Source organism: Streptomyces coffeae, assembly GCF_016741875.1.
GTDB classification, from domain to species: domain Bacteria; phylum Actinomycetota; class Actinomycetes; order Streptomycetales; family Streptomycetaceae; genus Streptomyces; species Streptomyces coffeae.
Genome location: NZ_JAERRF010000006.1, coordinates 400219 through 418257 on the forward strand (window position 1 = coordinate 400219; position 18039 = coordinate 418257).

An 18039-nucleotide genomic window follows, 5' to 3' on the forward strand; every position below is an offset into this window, starting at 1 on the left:
GGCCATGTCCCCCGACAAGCCCCCCGAAGAACACCCGGAGCAGGCCCACCGTCTTCTGGACGCGGCCTTCGGCCGTCCGCGCGGCCCCCTGGGCACCGTGGGCGGCGTGGTGATGGCACGGCTCAACGCCTCGCAGGAGCGCTGGGCCGTGGACCGGGCGGCTCTGCGCGCCGGTGAACGCGTACTGGTCGTCGGACCCGGTCCGGGCGTCGGGCTGGCACCGGCGGTGGCCGCCGTGGAGCCGGGCGGCCGGGTCATCGCCGTCGAGCCGTCGGCCACCATGCGCCGGATGGCGATCCGGCGCTGCGCGACCCGGATCGCGGCGGGCACGCTCGACGTCCGCGACGGCACCGCGGAGCGGACCGGATGCCCGGATGCCGCGGTGGACGCCGTGCTGTCCGTCAACAACGTCATGCACTGGGACCGCCCGGCCGGATTCCGCGAACTGCTGCGGGTGCTGCGCCCCGGCGGACGGATGGTGCTCACCGTGCACCGCCATGTGCTCGGGATTCCGCCCGAGCGGCTGGTGACCGAGGCGACTCGGGCCGGATTCGGCGGTGTCGAACTCACCCTGCGCGAACGCCGTGTGCTCGGCCCCGCCGTACAGCTGCTGATGCACCACCCCGGCAACTGAGTCGAGGGCGTCAGAGGATCTTCGCGCGCACCAGGGCGCCCAGCACCAGCGCCCCCGGCAGCAGCGGCAGCCACAGCGTGATGAAGCGGTAGGCCAGCACGGTGGACGTGGCGGCCTCGACCGGTGCGCCCGCCGCGACCAGCGCGATGACCAGTGCGGCGTCCACCGAACCGATACCACCGGGGGAGGGGACCAGAGCGGCCACTGCCGTTGCGGCCAGATACGCGAGCATCACATGCGCGGACCGCACCTCCAGCTCCAGCGCGAGCGCCACCGCCACCAGCCCCGTCGCCTGGAGCAGCGGAAAGGCCAGCGAACCGCCCCACAGGGCCAGCGCCCGGGACGGCCGCTTGTGCAGCGACCGCGCGTCGGACAGCGCGGTGCACAGGAACGTCCGGGCCAGTCGGCGCACCGGGCGGATCAGCAGTGCCCCCGCCACCAGGGCAGCCGCCCCGGACACCACCACAGCCAGCACCAGGGCGCCGGACCGGTCGGGCAGCATCGGGCCCAGCCGCAGCGCCTCGGGGAAGGCGAGGAACAGCACGGCCAGCAGACCGACCCGGGTCACCCCCTCGGCGAGGAAGTACAGCGCGAGCGCGGCCGAGGAACGGGCGGGCGTCAGACCGCAGCCGGTCATGAAGCGGATGTTCACCGCGCTCGCGCCGATCCCCGACGGCAGCAGGTGGTTGGCCGCGCCCGCCGCGAACTGGGTGGCGAACAGCCGCCGGGCCGGCAGCCGTTCCAGCACCGTGCCCTGCCGGGCGAACGACACCGCCACCCAGCCGAACCCGGTCGTCGCCACCGCAACCAGCAGCCACCAGGGATCGGCGGTCAGCATCTGACGGGCGCCGGAGCCGATCAGCGACCGGTGCTGGAGCACCCACACGGCGACGGCGGCCAGCGGCAGCAGACACAGGATCCGGCGGACCGGAACCCGGCGGTACCCGGGGCGGCGTGTCCGCTGCGGCACCGGGTGGGGCGGTGCCTGCGGCCGTGCCTGCGGCAGTGCTCGCGACATCGTTTGCGACATGGGCCGCGACCTCGCTTCCGGCTTGGGTCCGGACATCTCTGATCCTGGAATACGGTCCGGACCAGGTTCCGTGCTCATCGCTCCGTCTGCCCCGTCATCCGGCGCGCAGTACCCCCGGCCGGTGCCGGGCCCGTCTCCGGCAGTGTGTCGCGCAGCGGAAGGGCGATCAGCAGCCCCAGGCAGATCCACACATAGGCGTTGCTGCCGAGGAATCCGCCCACCCCCGTGGAGTCGAACCGCCACAGCCACACCAGGCTGCTGCACAGCAGCACATGGACCACCGCGGCCGTCCGCAGCCGCGTCCGGCGGCGGGCCGGGGGCGCGTCGGGCCGCAGCGCGGACTCGGCGAGCACCGCCAACGCCGGGATCAGCCACACCAGATGGTGCACCCAGGTGATCGGGCTGATCAGGCAGGCGGCCACACCGGTCAGCGCGAACCCGGCCGTCTCGTTCCCGGCGGCGGCCGCGCCGCGCACCCGGTGCGCCCAGACGGCCAGGACGGCGAGCACACCGAGCCCCCACAACACCCCGCTCGGCTCGAGGGGTTCGACGAGCCGGGCCAGCACCCCCTCCCAGGACTGGTTGGAGACGTAGGCGAGCACACCGATGCGGTCGGTGTCCCACAGCGCTTCGGTCCAGTACTCCCGCGAGGCGCCCGGCGCCACCCACGCGGCCAGCAGGGTGGCGGCCACGGCGGTGCCCGCGGCGGTGGCGGCGGCACGCCACCGCCGGGTCACCGCCAGATAGACGATGAAGATCGCCGGGGTGAGTTTGATGGCCGCGGCCAGGCCGGTGCCGTATCCGGCGAACCGGCCGCGCCCGCTGGACAGCAGCCACGCGTCGAAGAGCACCAGGACCAGCAGCAGCAGATTGACCTGGCCGAAGCTGAAGGTGTCGCGTACCGGTTCCAGCAGCGCGAACAGACAGGCCGCCACGGTGAACGCGAACCACGGGATCCAGCCCTGTCTGCGCACCAGCGGGCCGATCAGCCAGCCCAGCACGATGGCGGAGGCGGCCACATTGAGCGCGGTGCTGATGGTGACCGCGCCCGGCCAGCTCACCAGGGTCATCGGCAGCATGCACAGGGCGGCGAACGGCGGATAGGTGAAGCCGTAGTCCGCGCCGTCCGCCCCGGGAGTGGTGAACTCGTAGATACGGCCGTCCCGCAGCCAGTGGCCGACCGCCCCGTAGTACACGTTGAGGTCGAACCAGTGCCGGTGCAGCGGGACCGTGACCAGGAACAGCGCCACGGCCGCCGTCAGTCCGGACGCCAGCAGCAGCCGTCCGCGCGGGGTGGCGGGCCCGCTCACACGGATGGGCCCGCTCATACGGCACGCTCCGGGCGGTGGCCGCCGGACGCGGCGGACAGGGCGGGTCCGGTGGTGAATCCCGGGGTGTGCCCGGCACCCCACAGCGCGAGGAGCGCCAGCGCCCCTCCGCACACCGCGAACGTCAACTGCCGTGCGTCCGGGGCGAATCCGCTCGGCAGAACGGCCAGGGCCAGCACCCCGCTGCCCGCGGCCACCGCGCGGCGCACCGCTCCGGCCGGCGCCGCCGCCGCGATGAGGAACAGCCCCCACAGCACATACCAGGGCCGCAGCGCCGGGCCGAGCAACGCCACCGCCGTCAGGCTCAGCCCCAGCGCGTACAGCGGCCGCCGCCGGGGCGGGCGCAGCCAGACCACCACCACGGCCACGGCGGTGGCCAGCAGCCCCAGGGTCTGCCACGCCGGGGTGGCCAGCGGGGCCAGACCGCTGCCCACCGCCTCCAGGAGAGCACCGGTGGCACGTCCGAGCGTGCTGGTCAGCGCCCAGTTGCCGGGCGAGGCCGGGGTGCCCAGCGCGCTGATCCAGCCGTATCCGGTACCGGTGACGGCCGTGGCCACGCCGGTGGTGGCGAGCGCCAGCGCGGCGGTGGCCAGCACGGCTCCCACCCGCCGTCGGGGGCCCTCCACCCGGCGCGCCCACAGCGAGGCCACTGCCAGCAGCCCCAGCGCCGCCGGTGCCTTGACCAGGGCGGCGAGCGTGACCAGCACCGCGCCGCACGCGGGCCACCGGCCCGTCGCGGCCACCAGACCGGCGCCCAGCAGTCCGAGCATCACGGCGTCGTTGTGCGCCCCGCCCACCAGATGCAGCAGCAACAGCGGATTGAGCGCCCCGAGCCACAGCGCACCGGCCGGATCGGTGCCGCAGCGCCGGGCGAGCACCGGCAGCGCCAGCACCATCAGCGCCACACCGAGCAGCGCGACCAGCCGCAGCCCCAGAATCCCGAGGGACGGCTCGGCACGCGAGGCGTGCGCGACCGCGGTCTCGAACGCCAGGGAGACCGGTCCGTACGGGGTCGGAGTGTGCTGCCACATCGGCGCCACCTCGGCCGCGAGCGGTCCGCCCAGCTGGATCGGGCCGTGGGAGTACACATCGATCTGGGCGTGCACCATCGCGCCCTGGGCGAGATAGCTGTACACGTCCCGGCTGAACAGCGGGGGAGCGGGCAGCAGCGGAGCCGCCCAGACGGCGAGGGTGAGGAACAGGCTCCGGGTGCCGGGCGGACGCGGTCCACGTACCGCGCGCCCCAGCCACCACCAGGCCGCGATCAGCAGCACCAGTCCGAAGTAGGTGCTGACCAGGCCGAGGGCGGCCCTGCCGGAGTCGGGTGTGAGGGCGTCCGCGACCGGCAGCGCTCCGGCCGTCGCTCCCCCCAGCGCCAGCGCCACCGAGCCCGCGAGCCCGAGCAGTCGGCAGTGGTGGGGAGCGACGGTGACGCCTTGGACGAGAACACGACGGACGAGCATCCGACCAGCCTCACCAGGGCGCATGGCCGAAAATTGACGTCGCGGTCACCGGCGGCTGGCCGCGAGGTGTCGGCCCGCCTCCCAGGGGCGGCGTCCGCCCCCGGTGCGGCCCTCAGCGGGCTCTCACCCGGCTCTCACCACGCGGCGGTCAGGCACTCCTGCGCCCCGATCGACGACCACGGCGCCCGGTCGACCACGAGCTGGCGCAGTTTGCGCAGTTCGCGCGGGCAGTTCCAGCCGAGCACCCCGACCACCCGGCCCCGATGGCCGTAGGCGGCGACGAAGCGGCGGTTCTCCAGTTCGCCGTGGAGCACGGCGAGGTCCGCGTCGGCCGGGAAGATGCCGTACGCCTGGATACGCGCGTCGTACTGGTCGGTCCAGAAGTACGGCACCGGGGCGAACGGCAGCTCCTCGCCGAGCACATTGCGGGCCACGGCCTGGGCCTGCTCGGTCGCGTTCAGCCGGTGCTCCAGCCGCATCGGGGCGTCGAAGTGGCTGTTGTGCCAGGACGCCACGTCCCCGGCCGCGTAGATCCCCGGGGCGGCCCGGCAGGTGGCGTCGCACTCCACACCGTTGGTCAGCAGCAGTCCGGACTCCTGGAGCCAGCCGGTGGCAGGGGTGGCGCCGACCGCGACCACGACGAGATCCGCGTCCAGCTTGATGCCGTCGGTGAGTTCCAGACCGGTCACCCGGCCGTCGCACTCGAGGAACTGGTTCACCCCGGTGCCGCAGCGTACGGACACGCCGTGGTCCTGGTGGAGCTGTCCGACGAGCGCGCCGACGCGGTCGCCGAACTGGCGCCGCATGGGCACCGGCCGGGGGTCGATCAGGGTGACCTCCAGCCCCATCCCACGGGCGGCCGCGGCCGCTTCGGCACCAAGGAAACCGGCGCCCACCACGGCCACCTTGGGCCCGCGCAGCATCGCGGCGCGCAGGGCGAGGGCGTCGTCGAGGGTGCGCAGCAGATGCACTCCCTCCAGCTCGACGCCGGGCAGCCGGCAGGGGTTCACCCCGGTGGCGATGACGAGCGAGCCGTAGGCCACGCTGTCACCCCGGTCCAGCAGCACCCGCCCGGCGGCGATGTCCAGCCCGGTGGCGGACCTGCCGAAGAGCAGCTCGGCGTCGAGCGCGGACAGCTCCTCGTCGGTGCGCAGCTTGATGCGATCCGGTTCCCAGGTGCCCGCCAGGATCTGCTTGGACAGCGGGGGCCGGTCGTACGGGGTGTGCGGCTCGTCCCCGATGAGGGTGAGACGGCCGTCGTAGCCGAGGGTGCGGAGGGTCACGGCCGTGGTGAGCCCGGCGACGGAGGCTCCCACGATGACCACGTTGCGGGTGGTGTTCACGACTCTGCCAGGGTGATCGCGAGGGCGGGACAGACGGCGGCGGCGTGACGGACGTCGTCGTGTGCTTCGGCGGGCGGGTTGTCGTCGAGCAGGACCGCGACACCGTCCTCGTCACGCTGGTCGAACACCTCCTGCGCGGCGAGCACGCATTGGCCGGAGGCCACGCATTTGTCCTGGTGCAAGGTCACCCGCATAGGGCTTTCTTCTCCTCGATCGGGGGTGGGGGGTTGTCGAAAGCGGCAGTGGTGACGGCGGTGGAATCCGCCCTCACCACGCGACAGGCAGTTCATGGACCCCGTAGACGATGGAGTCGTGCTTGTAGGGGAGTTCGGCCGGATCGCCGGCCAGGCGCAGCGTGGGGACGCGCCGGTAGAGCGTGCCGTAGACGACCTGGAGCTCCACCCGGGCCAGCTGCTGGCCCAGACACTGGTGGACGCCGTAGCCGAAGGCCACGTGGTGGCGGGCGTCGCGGCCGAGGTCCAGACGGTCGGGCTCGGAGAACACCGCCGCGTCGTGGTTGGCCGCGTCGATGGCCAGGATGACCGCCTCGCCCGCGCGGATCATCTGGTCGCCGATCTCGATGTCCTCCAGCGCCACCCGGCGCAGCCCGGTCTGGACAACGGTGAGTTGGCGCAGCAGTTCCTCGACCGCCGCGGCGATACGCGCCGGGTCGTCCGTGGCCCGCAGGGCGTCGAGCTGGTCGGGGTGGCGGAGCAGGGCCAGGGTGCCCAGCGCGATCATGTTGGCGGTGGTCTCGTGCCCCGCGACCAGGAGCAGGATGGCGATGGCCGTCAGATCGCGCCGCTCGAGCAGACCGGTCGCGACCTGCTCGGTGGCCAGGGCGGAGAGCAGATCGTCGGCGGGGCGGGCCAGCTTCTCACCGATCAGCCCGTCCAGATAGTCCGTCAGGATGCGCTGAGCCTCGGTGGCCCGGTCCGCGGAGTTCCGGTTGAGCAGGGCCGCGCTGTTGCGCTGGAAGAACGCGTGGTCGGCGTAGGGGACGCCGAGCAGGTGGCAGATGACCAGGGACGGCAGCGGCAGCGCGAACTCCCGCACCAGATCGGCGGGGGAGGGCCCGGCCAGCATGGTGTCGATCAGCTCGTCCACCAGCCGCTGGATCTCCGGACGCATCGCCTGGATCCGCTTGACCGCGAACGGCCCGGTGACCATTCGGCGCAGCCGGGCGTGGGCGGGGTCGTCCATCACGAGGAAGGACGTCTGGCGGCGGGCGCGCTCCAGACTGCCGAGGCTTACCTGCGGAAAGCCGGGGCGCAGGATGTCACTGCTGATCCGGGGGTCTCCGGCGAGGGCGCGCAGTTCCTCGTACCGGGTGACCAGCCAGGCAGCGCTGCCGTTCCACAGCCGGACCTTCCGCAGCGGCGCCGTGGCCTGTAACTCCCGCAGCCCGGCGGGCGGGGAGAACGGGCAGCGCGGGCTTCTGTCGATCGGGTAACCCGGTTCCGGGCCGGTATCGCTCGCCGTGTCCGTGAGGGTGTCGGTCATCTCTCCTCCGTTGCCGGTATCTGGCCTGGAGCAGTGGGTCGACGCGTATACCGAAAGGTGCTGAACGCGAGTACTAAATGTGTGTTCGGTAACGCGGCGGCTACGGAGGCTAGTTGGCTCCGGGCGCGGAACACAACACGCTCCGTCTAAAGATGGCCACGCTTCGGACACATATGAGCCTGGCATGTGCGCTTTGAAACGCTGCATGATCGGGTTCTGCCATCACCTCGATCGCGCCGATCGCGCGCCGCTCATCCCGCAGCTGACCGGCCGCCCCGCGTGCCTCCCCGCTCCGGCGCACAACCACCGTCGGACGCCCCCGGATCACCCACATCTCACATGGCGGAAATGCGCAGGTTAAGGAAGTTCCGCATGACTACCTTACGGTCGAGGAGACCTGGCCTGATTCCACCCGAACGAGATTCCGACATACCGCCCGCACCGCCACCGCGCCGCCATGCCCGCAGCACCGGCAGCGACGCGGTACCCGCACCGACGCGGTACCCGCACCGCACAGCACCACGGAGGATCCTTGCGCGTCCGCCCCACCCTGCCCGACTGGCTGATCCATCCCCTGCGCGGGGTGTGGGGCACCGGCGGCCCCGTGCCCTGGGGCGCCGTCGTCCGCGGGGCGCTCGGGGTCGGCCCCGTGGTGGCCGCCGGAGTCGCCTCGGGACACACCTCCGCGGGGGTCACCGCCGGGCTCGGCGCGATGTTCGCCCATATCAACGACCGCCCCGCGACGCGCACCACGCGGGTCGTCCGCATCGGACTGCCCGCCCTCGCCGGAGCCGTCGGCATGCTCATCGGGGTCTGGCTGGGCACCCTCGGCCTCGGCGCGGGGATCGCGGGCGCGCTCGCCGCCGTGGGACTGGTCTCGGGCGCGCTCAGCGCCATCGGGCCCGTGTGCTCGGCGGCCGGGGTGCAGCTGATGGTGCTGGGTGTCGTCGGCGCCGGAATGCCACTGCCGGAAGCCCCGGCCGGACGCGCCGGGCTGATCCTCGCCGGTGCCGCCTGGGTGATCGCCATGGCGGCGCTGCTGCCGCGGTTGCCCCGGCCGACCCGCCGTCGCCCGGCCGCCCGCGCCGACGCGGGTGAGGTCGTGGCCGCCGTCTACGACGCCCTCTCGGAGCTGATGACCGCGGTCGGCACCGAAGCCGGCCGCCCCGCCCGGCGCAGGCTGACCACCGCGTACGACACCGCCTACGAAGCGCTCTACGCCCACCGGCTGCCGCGGTACCGGCCCGACGCCCGCGAACAGGGGCTGCGCGACCGCCTCGCGGTGGCCGGAGCGCTCAGCGAGGCCGCCCTCACCCTGCTGTGGGAGGGTGTGCCCCTGCCGGACGAGCTGGCACGCACCCCCGCCCGGCTGGCCCGCTCGGTACGGACCGGACAGCTCCCCGGCCCGCTGCCCGCGCCTGTCCCGGACACCGCGGGCAAGGTCGCCGTGCACCGCGCGGTGCTGCTCGCCGCCCGTGTCTTCGACGGCGAACCGGCGCCCGCCGTCGGCCCGGTGGGACCCGGCCTCCGGCAGCGGCTGCGCCGCGCGTTCGGCGCGGCCGGGCGCGAGTACGCGGCCCGGGTGGCGCTGTGCGTCGGGGTGAGCACCGCAATCGGCCGCGAACTCCCCGGCGACTACTGGTACTGGCTCCCCGTCACGGCCGCGTTCCTCGTCAAACCGGACATGGGCCCGCTGTTCTCCCGCGCCGTCTCACGAGCCCTGGGCACCGCGGTGGGGGTGGCCGTCTTCGGCGCGCTCGCCGCCCTCCTCGGCCCGGTCGCCGGGGTGCCGGGCGTCTGGCCGGTGGCCGTGGCCGCGCTCTGCTCGGCGCTGATCCCCGTCTCCGTACGCCACTTCGCGCTCCAGACCGCCGTCCTCACCCCGCTGCTGCTGTCCCTGGTCTACCTCGGCGGGGACACGGACGCCGAGTACACCCGGCTGATGGCCACCCTGCTGGCCTGTGTGGTGGTGCTGGCCGCCGGAGCGCTGCCCGGACTCGGTGGTCCACGGGCCCAGGTGTCCGTCCGGCTCTCGCTCGCCGTCCGCGCCACCCGCGACCACCTCGACCGGGTGCTGACCACCGATGCCCCCTACGAGGTACGGCTCCGGCTGCGCCGCGAGGCGTACCGGTCCCTGGCCGACGCCCGCCGCGCGGTGGCGGTGGCCAGCGCCGAACACCCGCCCTTCGGACGGGACCTGGCGGTGTGGGCTCCGGTGGTCTCCGCGCTGGAGGAGATCGTGGACACCGCGACAGCCTGCGGTGTCCGGCTCGACCAGGGTGCCGCGGCCCCCGACCCGGAACTGGCCGAGCGGCTGCGTACCGCGCTGTCGGACCTCGCCGACGCCGTCGCCACCCGCCGCCCTCCCACGGACCTGGCGCTGCCCGCCGGCGGTGCGGTGGAGGACTGCGCCACGCTCGCCGATGTCACGGCGGGGCTGCGCCGGGCGCGTGAACTGGCCGCTTCCTAGGCCCCGCCGGTCCCCCGCCGGGACACCGCGGATGGGTTCCTCGGCCCGGCTCCGTCAGCCCGGCTCCCTCAGCCCGGCTCCGTCAGCCCCGTGACGCGCATGGTGATGTTCAGCCGCCCCGCGGTCAGCCCGGTGGCCGGATCGCCGGTGCCGGGCAGGATCCTGGGCACCCCGTGATACGCGTAGCGCGAGGGGCCGCCGAAGACGAACAGATCGCCGGAGGCGAGTTCGAGATCGGTGTAGGGCTTGGTGCGGGTCTCGGTGTTGCCGAAGCGGAACACACAGGTGTCACCGACGGTGAGGGACACCACCGGTGCGCTGGAGCGCTCGTCCTTGTCCTGGTGCATGCCGAGCTTCGCCTGCGCGTCATAGAAGTTGATGAGCGCGGTGTCGGGGGTGTAGCCGTCACCGGCCCGCTCGTCCTCGTACGCCGCGGCCAGCGCACGGCGGCCCAGCTCCACCATCCAGTCCGGGAACGCGGCCACCCGCGCGCCGTTCACATCGTCCGCGGTCCGGGTGTAGGCGTACGGCTTCCAGTGCCAGCCCACGCACACCGTGCGTACGGACATCACCCCGCCGTTCGGCAGCCGGGTGCGGCGGATCGGCACCGGGCCGGTGGCCCAGGCGCGGCAGGCCGCGACCAGGCGGCGCTGTTCGTCGAGGCCGAGCCAGCCGGGCACATGGACGGCGCCGGGGGCCACACACAGCCGCGGCCGGGGGATCAGCGCGTCCACGGTGTGCCACCGCCCTCCCGCGCCGGGTGGGAGGTGATCCAGCGGTGGCGGATGTCCCAGGTTCCCCCGTCGGCGGTGGCCCCGCGCAGCCCGTGCAGCGTCTCCGGACCGGCCGGCGCCGGGACGCGGGGGTCCCGCAGCGAGGCGAACGCGACGGTGCGCGACGGATCCCATGCGGTGCTGTGCCGCAGCCGGCGGCCCATCCGGACCCAGCCCAGCGGCGCTGCGGCCACCACCCAGGCGTCCGGCCCCGGTGCGGTCAGCCGACGGGCCGGGCGCAGCCATGACGCGGCGGTCTCGGGCCAGTCCACCACCGCGACGATCTGCCCGTCCCGCTCCTGCCAGGCGGTGCCGAACGCCGTGGCGGCGGCGCGCGAGGCGGTGTCCCGGCTGTGGCCGACGGCCACCGTCCCGGCACGGGGCGTCAGACGGGCCACCAGACCGATGACGGCGGCGAGTTCGGCCGCGGTGTGCGGGGCGGGGCACGGCAGCGGGCCGTATGCCGTCTCCTCGTCCGCGCCGAGCAGTGGCGAGACGGGCCGTTCGTCGATGTGTCGCGGGGTGTTCATGACGGTTCCATGGTCTCCCGGTTCGCTTTCCAGCGGGCGTACCGCGCGGGGAGGCACACCGCGCACGGCCGGTACCCGGCCGCGAGAGCGGTGGCCTCGTCCGCGAAGAACACCCGGTGCCGCCGATAGCCGCCGCGGGCGAGGGCCCGCAGCGCCGAGGGGCAGTCCAGCCGCCCGTACAGCCTGCCCCGCCGATGCCCGCCGAGCGTGCCCGGTTCCGTGGCGCGGTACGAACGCCTGTCGGCGCCCAGCAGTGTGTACGTACGCAGGGGGCCCGGGGCGCCGGCCATCGTCGCGGGCGCGCTCAGGAGGCGTCATGGAACACCAGGCCCAGGGCGTGGCGGCGGCCGGAGCGCACGGTGCTCACTCCATGCCGCATCGCCCCGGCGGACCAGCCGCGGGCTGAGCGCACCGGCCGGTCGCGGGTGGTGAAGATCAGGCCATGGCCCTGCTTCAGCACGTTGACCGTGCCGCGCGACTGGGCCCGGGGCCGCTGCTCCACCAGCAGGAACTCCCCACCGGTGTAGTCGGTGCCGTGCTCGTCGAGCCCGATGACCACCTGCAACGGGAAGACCATGTCACCGAACACGTCACGGTGCAGGGCGTTCCAGTCGCCCGCCCCGTAACGCAGCAGGATCTGGGCCGACCGGCTCTGCCCCGCCGCCTGGCACATCGTGAGCCACGCGTCCAGGGTGTCCGGCCAGGGCGCGGGGCGCCCCAGCCGGGCCGCCCAGTCGCGCGCCACGGCCAGCAGATGCGGATAGAAGGCGGCGCGCAACTCCGCTACCGGTGTGGGCAGTTCATGGCTGAAGTACCGGTACTGACCGGAGCCGAAGCGGTGCCGTGCCATGTCGACCGTGGAACGGAAGCGTGCCTCCTGGTCGTACAGCCCCGCCAGGGAGCGGCACTCCGAGGCGTTGAGCAGCCGTGGGGTGAGCGCACAGCCATAGGTGTCCAGTTCCCCGGCCAGGGCTCGCCAGTCGGCCGAGTCCAGGGCGCGGCGGGCCCGGGTGGCCGTGTTCTTGGTGATCATGCGTGGTCCCTGATGCCCTCGAGCCGCAGCAGACTGCGCTTGCGTTCCAGCCCGCCCGCGTAGCCGCTCAGCGAACCGTCGGCCCCGATGACCCGGTGGCACGGGCGCACGACCAGCAGTGGATTGCGGCCGATGGCCGTGCCGACCGCGCGTACGGCGGTGCGTGACGCCCCGGCCCGCTCGGCGAGCGCGCCGTAGCTGAGGGTCGTGCCGTACGGGATCTCCTCGAGCGCCTGCCAGACCCGCTGCTGGAACGGGGTGCCGGCGGACGTGAACTCGATGTCGAACCGGGTGCGCCGCCCCGAGAAGTACGCCCGCAGCTGCTCCACGATCGTGGTGAACGCCGCGTCGTCGCGCCGCCAGTCGTCGCCGACCGTCGCCCCGCCCCGCTGCTCGGGCACCGAGAGCGAGGTCAGTGCGACACCGCCCGGGGCGGTCGCGGACTTCTCTCCCGCCAGCAGCAGTTCCCCCAGAGGGCTGTCAAACAAGGTGTAGATGGTCATGGTTTTGGTCGCTTTCCTGTGAAGTGTCCTGAACGCTGTCCAGTCTGCGGAAATCGGACACCGGATGCTGGCGGGATTCGGACATCGTGTTCATGGTGCCGGGAGGCGGTCAGCCGCGGGTGGCCGGGGCGTTCCAGCAGTGGTGCATGGCGTACGAACGCCACGGCCGCCAGCTCTCCGCGTCCTCCAGACGCACCCCCGCGCGGCGCGCCCCCGCCCGTACCGCGACATCGCCCGCCAGCAGCACATCGGGGTCGCCCAGCGCCCGCATCCGGAGGTAACCGGCCGTCCACGGGCCGATTCCGCGCAGCGCCAGCACCTCCCGCTCGCTCTGCTCCCGGTCGGCTCCGGCGTCGAGACGTACGGCGCCGTCGGCGAGCGCGGTGGCGAGGGTGCGCAGGGTTGCGCGTCTGCTCCCGGGCATCCCGAGCTCCGTGAGCGGCGCGTCGGCCAGGTCCTCGGCGCGGGGGAAGAGATGGGTGAGCGCGCCGTCGGGCTCGGCGAGAGGCGCGCCGTACGCCGCGACCAGCGCATTGCCAAGACCGCGTCCCGCGGTGACCGAGACCTGCTGGCCCAGGACGGCGCGTACGGCCAGTTCCGCCGGATCGACGGTGCCCGGGGAGCGCAGCCCCGGCCGTGCGGCCACCAGGGTCGCGAGCGCGGGGTCGGCCCCCAGCCGCTCGGCGACGGCGTACGGATCGGCGTCGAGGTCGAACAGCCGCCGCATCCGCTGGATGGCCGTTGTCAGATCGCGCAGCTCGGTCAGCCGCAGCCGGCACTCCAGCCAGCCGCCGTCGCCGGACCGTTCGTCGACCTCGGCGATGCCGTGGCCGTGCGACAGCCGCAGGGTGCGCCGGTAGGTACGGGCGCCGGGGGCGCCGATGACCTCCTCCACCCCGGTGAGGGCGCGCCGGGCCAGATAGTCGAATTCCTCGGTGGCGGCATAGGGCCCGCGATGCGCGAGCCGCAGTGCCACCCCGGGCCGCGCGCCGTCCTGCCGTGGCGGTCCCGTCCGCCCCGTCCGTGGCCCGGCGGCGCGCAGTTCGCTCGGGGTGGCGGCGTAGATCTCGCGGAGGGTGTCGTTGAACTGCCGCACGCTGGAGAATCCGGCGGCGAACGCGATCTCCGTGGCCTGGAGACCGGTGGTCTGGAGGAGGATGCGGGCGGTGTGGGCGCGCTGGGCGCGGGCGAGGGCGATGGGTCCGGCGCCCAGTTCGGCGTTGAGCTGCCGCTGTACCTGACGTGGGCTGTAGCCCAGCCGGTGGGCCAGCCCCGCCACGCCCTCGCGGTCCACCACCCCGTCGCCGATCATCCGCATCGCGCGCCCGACGACATCGGCGCGGGTGTTCCACGCGGCCGAACCGGGCACGGCGTCCGGGCGGCAGCGACGGCACGCCCGGAACCCCTCGCCCTGGGCCGCCGCCGCGGTGGGGAAGAACCGCACGTTCTTCCGCCGGGGCGTGGTCGCCGGACAGCTTGGACGGCAGTAGATACCGGTCGTGGCCACGGCGAAGAAGAACTCGCCGTCGAACCGTGCGTCCCGACCACACACCGCCTCGTACTTACCGTCCTCCGTCATCACGGTGTCCACTGTGCGCCATGCCGGGGGAGCGGTGCCGGCGGAAATCGGACACCGTGTTCGGGCCGTGGCGCTCAGCGCCGTGCCCGGGGCTCGGTAGCGGCGGACCGGGACGCGGAGGACTGGGCGGCGGTGGACGGGGCCGCGGTGGCGTTCGGGGTGCCGGTGGCCACCGTCCGCGAGCCCCGGCCACGTCGCCGGGGAAGAGCGGCGATCGCGATGGCCACGAGCGCGACGGCGATCCCCACGAAGGTCGAGGCGGTCACCTCGGCACCCGCCCGGGGGAAGGCCGTGTTCAGCGCGAGTGATCCCAGGAGCTGGCCGGTGATGGTGGCCAGCCCGAGGATGAGCACACCGAGCTGGTGAACGGCCGCGATGGCGATCCCGATGACGACAATGCCGATCGGCCCGCCGCAGTACACATACCAGTCCGCGGCGAACGCGCGCGGCGGATGGACCACGACCGAGTGCACGGCGAACACCGTGGCCAGGACGGTGGCGCCGACCGCGAAGTTGGTGAAGGTCGCGATCGGGGCCGAGCCGGTGGCGACGCGCACATGGCCGTTGACGGCCTGCTGCCAGCTCACACAGGCCCCGGCCATCAGCGGCAGGGCGAGCATCCAGAGCGGGAAGTCCGCGCTCAGCTTGCCCGCCGTGGACACCCCGACCGCCGCGAGGACGAGGACGGAGCCGATGATCCGCGGCGCCGTCAGCGACTGCGGCCCCGCGGGGCCGAGCCCCTTGCGGTCGACGGCCAGCCCGGCGGCGGTCTGTCCGGCCACCACGGCCACCGTGAACAGGGCCACCCCGAGCGCGGTGACCGTCAGCGCCTGCGAGAGCACCAGCAGCGCGCCACCGCAGCCGCCGAGCACCTGCCACCACATCATCCGGCCTTCCCGCACCGCGCGGACGACGGCACCCGGCCCGGTACGTTCAGGCCCCTCCGCGGCCCCCCGCCGCCCCGCCCGCCGGGCACCCGCGATGAGCAGTCCGGCGGCTATGACCACCAGCCCGGAGCCGAAGGAGATGAGTGCCGCGGCGTACGGGTCGTGCATCCCGTGCGCCAACTCACCATTGAGACGCGACTGTACGGCGATGAGCCCACCGGCGAAGACCGCAAGCAGCAGCCAGACGGCGTACATCGGGGATCCTCTCGTACCGGGGCGATGGGCGGCTGAGAGGCTACGCCACCGGCCCGACGTGGAAGAACGCGCCCCCGCGTGGGCTGCGGTGCGGCACGGCCGGAGAGGGGGAGCGGGAGGCGACGGGCCGGGCTGGGGGATCGGGACCTGGCAGCCCTTGCGGAGCGCGCGGGCGGAACGGAGACTACGTCTCGCTGGTGATCTCCGAATCCGCCGGCCACGACGCGGCCCACCAGGCCGCGCACGACCGAGGCGCATTCCCACCAGACCGCGCCTGACGAATACGCCGTCCCACCACGACGGGCCCGAATGCCGAGGAGACCGACCCCCATGACCACGAAGACCAGCGCGACAACACCCGAGGCCGAGGTCTCCGACGCGCTCGCGGCGCAGGACGCGCTGCTGCGCGAGGTGGAGCGGCGGGTGCTCTGGCTGGCGACCGCGATCATCGACCACGCCAACCGGGTACGGCCCAACCCCACCGGGCTGAAGGTGGGCGGGCACCAGGCGTCGTCCGCGTCGATGACGACGATCATGACGGCGCTGTGGTTCGACCGGCTGCGGGCGGGGGACCGGGTGTCGGTGAAGCCGCATGCCTCTCCGGTGCTGCATGCGATCAACTACCTGCTCGGGGAGCTGGACGAGCGGTATCTGACCACGCTGCGGGAGTTCGGCGGTCTCCAGAGCTATCCCTCGCGGTCGAAGGACCCCGACCCCGTCGACTACTCCACCGGTTCGGTGGGCATCGGCGCCACCGCGCCGATCTGGGGCGCGCTGGCCCGCCGTTACACCGACTCCGTGGCGGGCGGCGCGGGCACCGGGCGGCAGTACTCGCTGGTCGGAGACGCGGAGCTGGACGAAGGCGCCTGCTGGGAGGCGATCCTCGACCCGATGGTCGGCGAGCTGGGCGAGATCTGCTGGATCGTCGATGTGAACCGGCAGTCGCTGGACCGGGTGGTGCCCAACATCGGCGCCAACCGCTTGCAGGGCATGTTCGAGGCCGCGGGCTGGCAGGTGCTCACCGTCAAGTACGGACGGCTGCTGCGGGAACTGTTCGCCCGGCCCGGCGGGGACGCCCTGCGGCGGCGGATCGACGACATGACCAACCCCGAGTACCAGCGGCTGCTGCGCTGCACCCCGGAGCAGCTGCGCACCCGGCTGCCCGGCGACGGTCCCGATGCCGCCGCCCTGCACAGCCTGATAGCACCGCTGGACGACGCCACCCTGCACTCCGCCATCCGTAACCTCGGCGGACACGACCTGCGCGCGCTCGACGAGGCGCTGGGCGCCATCGACGACACCCGGCCCACCGTTGTCTTCGCGTACACGGTGAAGGGGAACGGGCTGGCCACCGAGGGCCATCCGCAGAACCACTCCTCACTGCTGGCGGCCGAGCAGATGGCCGAGCTGGGGGAGCGGGTGGGTATGTCGCTCGACGACCCGTGGCAGCGCTTCGCCCCGGACTCGGCGGCGGGTCGGCTCTGCACCCGGGTGGCCGCCCGGCTGCGGCGTGAACCCGTCGCCCTCACCCCCGTCCCGGAGCTGCCCACCGACATCGGCCGCACCCCCCACGGAAAGGCCACCACTCAGGCCGCGCTCGGCCGCGCCCTGCTGGACCTCACCCGGGCCGCCCCGGAGGCGGCGCGCCGTGTGGTGACGCTCTGCCCCGACGTCAGCTCCTCCACCAACCTCGGCGGCTGGGTCAACAAGGTCGGCGTCTGGTCGGCGGCCGACGACCGCCGCGACTGGTTCGAGGACGACCCCGAGACGATCCTGCACTGGCGCGAGCGGCCCACCGGCCAGCACCTCGAACTCGGCATCGCCGAAGGCAACCTGGTCGGACTGCTCGCCGAGCTGGGCGCCACCTGGAGCCGCTGGGGGCAGCCGCTGCTGCCCATCGGGGTGCTCTACGACCCGTTCGTCGAACGGGCGCTGGAGCCCTGGTCGTTCGGGATCTACGCGGGCGGCCAGTCGATCCTGGTCGGTACCCCCTCCGGGGTCACCCTGGCTCCCGAGGGCGGGGCGCACCAGTCGGTCACCACGCCCTCGGTCGGGCTCGAACAGCCCGGCTGCGTCACCTACGAGCCCGCGTTCGCGATCGACGTCGAGTGGACGCTGCTGGCCTCGCTGGCCCGGCTCGGGCGGCCCGACGGCACCTCCGCCTATCTGCGGCTCTCCACCCGCCCGGTGGACCAGAGCCTCGCCGCCGTGCCCACCGATCCGGCGGCCCGTGAGCGCCGCCGCCGGCAGACCGTCGCCGGGGCGTATCCGCTGGTGCGCTCCGCCGGGCAGCCCGCGGTCACGATCGCCGCGATGGGCGCCGTGGTGCCCGAGGCGCTGCTGGCGGCCGAGCGGCTGGCGGCCCAGGGCACCCCCGCCGACGTGGTCTGTGTGACCAGCCCCGGTCTGCTCTTCGACGCGGTGCGGGCCCGCTCCGGCCGGGGCGAGGGCGACAGCTGGATCCTGGACGCGGCGTTCCCCGCGCACCGGGCGGCGCCCCTGGTCACCGTCCTCGACGGCCATCCGCACACGCTGGCGTTCCTCAGCGGTATCAACCAGGTACGCGCCACCCACCTCGGGGTGACCCGGTTCGGGCAGTCCGGCGATCTGGAGTCGGTGTACCGCTACCACGGTCTGGACGCCGACAGCATCGTCGGCGCCGCGCTCGACGTGTGCTGACCTGCCCGCTGGCCACGGGGTGGAACGGG

At 73.7% G+C, this 18039-nt stretch carries 16 protein-coding genes; 3 read left to right on the forward strand and 13 right to left on the reverse strand.

Annotated features, from left to right (window positions below):
• Positions 1-4: 4 nt before the first annotated feature.
• On the forward strand, positions 5-634 hold the full coding sequence (locus JK363_RS13060; RefSeq protein WP_201874995.1) for a class I SAM-dependent methyltransferase: 630 nt from the start codon (positions 5-7) through the stop codon (positions 632-634).
• A 10-nt stretch (positions 635-644) separates the two neighbouring features.
• Here the strand turns inward: JK363_RS13060 and JK363_RS13065 are convergent, their stop codons facing one another.
• The 6 genes from JK363_RS13065 to JK363_RS13090 all read right to left on the reverse strand — a co-directional run bounded on the left by JK363_RS13065 (position 645) and on the right by JK363_RS13090 (position 7301).
• Entirely contained in the window at positions 645-1664 is a 1020-nt protein-coding gene (locus JK363_RS13065; RefSeq protein WP_236075715.1) for a lysylphosphatidylglycerol synthase transmembrane domain-containing protein, read from the reverse strand.
• Positions 1665-1738: 74 nt separating this feature from the next.
• On the reverse strand, positions 1739-2992 hold the full coding sequence (locus JK363_RS13070) for a glycosyltransferase 87 family protein (protein WP_215910849.1): 1254 nt from the start codon (positions 2990-2992) through the stop codon (positions 1739-1741).
• Positions 2989-4455, reverse strand: coding sequence for a polyprenol phosphomannose-dependent alpha 1,6 mannosyltransferase MptB (gene mptB, locus JK363_RS13075; protein ID WP_201874996.1), 1467 nt, complete (start codon positions 4453-4455; stop codon positions 2989-2991). The genes JK363_RS13070 and mptB overlap by 4 nt, the downstream gene beginning before the upstream one ends.
• Before the next feature lie 134 nt (positions 4456-4589).
• On the reverse strand, positions 4590-5798 hold the full coding sequence (locus tag JK363_RS13080) for an NAD(P)/FAD-dependent oxidoreductase (protein ID WP_201874997.1): 1209 nt from the start codon (positions 5796-5798) through the stop codon (positions 4590-4592).
• A complete protein-coding gene (locus JK363_RS13085) occupies positions 5795-5992 on the reverse strand; it encodes a ferredoxin (protein ID WP_201874998.1) in 198 nt (65 codons plus the stop codon). Before JK363_RS13085 ends, JK363_RS13080 begins: the two co-directional genes overlap by 4 nt.
• A gap of 73 nt (positions 5993-6065) precedes the next feature.
• Positions 6066-7301 carry a cytochrome P450 gene (locus JK363_RS13090; RefSeq protein ID WP_201874999.1) on the reverse strand — a complete coding sequence of 412 codons (1236 nt, stop codon included), beginning with the start codon at positions 7299-7301 and terminating at the stop codon, positions 6066-6068.
• A gap of 532 nt (positions 7302-7833) precedes the next feature.
• On the opposite strand from JK363_RS13090, the gene JK363_RS13095 reads away from it, so the two are divergent.
• Positions 7834-9771 (forward strand): FUSC family protein, encoded by a 1938-nt coding sequence (locus tag JK363_RS13095; protein ID WP_236075716.1) that lies wholly within the window; start codon positions 7834-7836, stop codon positions 9769-9771.
• 68 nt (positions 9772-9839) lie between these two features.
• Here JK363_RS13095 and JK363_RS13100 read toward each other — a convergent pair whose 3' ends face one another.
• The 7 genes from JK363_RS13100 to JK363_RS13130 all read right to left on the reverse strand — a co-directional run bounded on the left by JK363_RS13100 (position 9840) and on the right by JK363_RS13130 (position 15331).
• Positions 9840-10505 (reverse strand): alpha-ketoglutarate-dependent dioxygenase AlkB family protein, encoded by a 666-nt coding sequence (locus tag JK363_RS13100; protein ID WP_201875001.1) that lies wholly within the window; start codon positions 10503-10505, stop codon positions 9840-9842.
• Positions 10493-11074, reverse strand: a complete 582-nt coding sequence (locus JK363_RS13105) for a type 1 periplasmic-binding domain-containing protein (RefSeq protein WP_201875002.1) — start codon at positions 11072-11074, stop codon at positions 10493-10495. The genes JK363_RS13100 and JK363_RS13105 overlap by 13 nt, the downstream gene beginning before the upstream one ends.
• Positions 11071-11364: an Ada metal-binding domain-containing protein gene (locus JK363_RS13110; protein WP_201875003.1), complete on the reverse strand. Its 294-nt coding sequence runs from the start codon at positions 11362-11364 to the stop codon at positions 11071-11073. Before JK363_RS13110 ends, JK363_RS13105 begins: the two co-directional genes overlap by 4 nt.
• 14 nt (positions 11365-11378) lie before the next feature.
• Positions 11379-12107 carry a 2OG-Fe(II) oxygenase gene (locus JK363_RS13115; RefSeq protein WP_201875004.1) on the reverse strand — a complete coding sequence of 243 codons (729 nt, stop codon included), beginning with the start codon at positions 12105-12107 and terminating at the stop codon, positions 11379-11381.
• Positions 12104-12610 (reverse strand): methylated-DNA--[protein]-cysteine S-methyltransferase, encoded by a 507-nt coding sequence (locus tag JK363_RS13120; RefSeq protein ID WP_201875005.1) that lies wholly within the window; start codon positions 12608-12610, stop codon positions 12104-12106. The genes JK363_RS13115 and JK363_RS13120 overlap by 4 nt, the downstream gene beginning before the upstream one ends.
• 109 nt (positions 12611-12719) lie before the next feature.
• Positions 12720-14189, reverse strand: coding sequence for an AlkA N-terminal domain-containing protein (locus JK363_RS13125; RefSeq protein ID WP_201875073.1), 1470 nt, complete (start codon positions 14187-14189; stop codon positions 12720-12722).
• A 74-nt stretch (positions 14190-14263) separates the two neighbouring features.
• Positions 14264-15331, reverse strand: a complete 1068-nt coding sequence (locus JK363_RS13130) for a DMT family transporter (protein WP_201875006.1) — start codon at positions 15329-15331, stop codon at positions 14264-14266.
• A 330-nt stretch (positions 15332-15661) separates the two neighbouring features.
• On the opposite strand from JK363_RS13130, the gene JK363_RS13135 reads away from it, so the two are divergent.
• Positions 15662-18010, forward strand: a complete 2349-nt coding sequence (locus tag JK363_RS13135) for a thiamine pyrophosphate-binding protein (RefSeq protein ID WP_201875007.1) — start codon at positions 15662-15664, stop codon at positions 18008-18010.
• Positions 18011-18039 lie beyond the last annotated feature (29 nt).

Coding starts and splice junctions, on each gene's coding strand:
- JK363_RS13060 (WP_201874995.1), top strand. CDS start 5: ATGTCCCCCGACAAGCCCCCCGAAGAACACCCGGAGCAGGCCCACCGT.
- JK363_RS13125 (WP_201875073.1), bottom strand. CDS start 14,189: ATGACGGAGGACGGTAAGTACGAGGCGGTGTGTGGTCGGGACGCACGG.
- JK363_RS13120 (WP_201875005.1), bottom strand. CDS start 12,610: ATGACCATCTACACCTTGTTTGACAGCCCTCTGGGGGAACTGCTGCTG.
- JK363_RS13110 (WP_201875003.1), bottom strand. CDS start 11,364: ATGGCCGGCGCCCCGGGCCCCCTGCGTACGTACACACTGCTGGGCGCC.
- JK363_RS13070 (WP_215910849.1), bottom strand. CDS start 2,992: ATGAGCGGGCCCATCCGTGTGAGCGGGCCCGCCACCCCGCGCGGACGG.
- JK363_RS13090 (WP_201874999.1), bottom strand. CDS start 7,301: ATGACCGACACCCTCACGGACACGGCGAGCGATACCGGCCCGGAACCG.
- JK363_RS13115 (WP_201875004.1), bottom strand. CDS start 12,107: ATGATCACCAAGAACACGGCCACCCGGGCCCGCCGCGCCCTGGACTCG.
- JK363_RS13065 (WP_236075715.1), bottom strand. CDS start 1,664: ATGTCGCAAACGATGTCGCGAGCACTGCCGCAGGCACGGCCGCAGGCA.
- JK363_RS13105 (WP_201875002.1), bottom strand. CDS start 11,074: ATGAACACCCCGCGACACATCGACGAACGGCCCGTCTCGCCACTGCTC.
- JK363_RS13135 (WP_201875007.1), top strand. CDS start 15,662: ATGACCACGAAGACCAGCGCGACAACACCCGAGGCCGAGGTCTCCGAC.
- mptB (WP_201874996.1), bottom strand. CDS start 4,455: ATGCTCGTCCGTCGTGTTCTCGTCCAAGGCGTCACCGTCGCTCCCCAC.
- JK363_RS13130 (WP_201875006.1), bottom strand. CDS start 15,331: ATGTACGCCGTCTGGCTGCTGCTTGCGGTCTTCGCCGGTGGGCTCATC.
- JK363_RS13085 (WP_201874998.1), bottom strand. CDS start 5,992: ATGCGGGTGACCTTGCACCAGGACAAATGCGTGGCCTCCGGCCAATGC.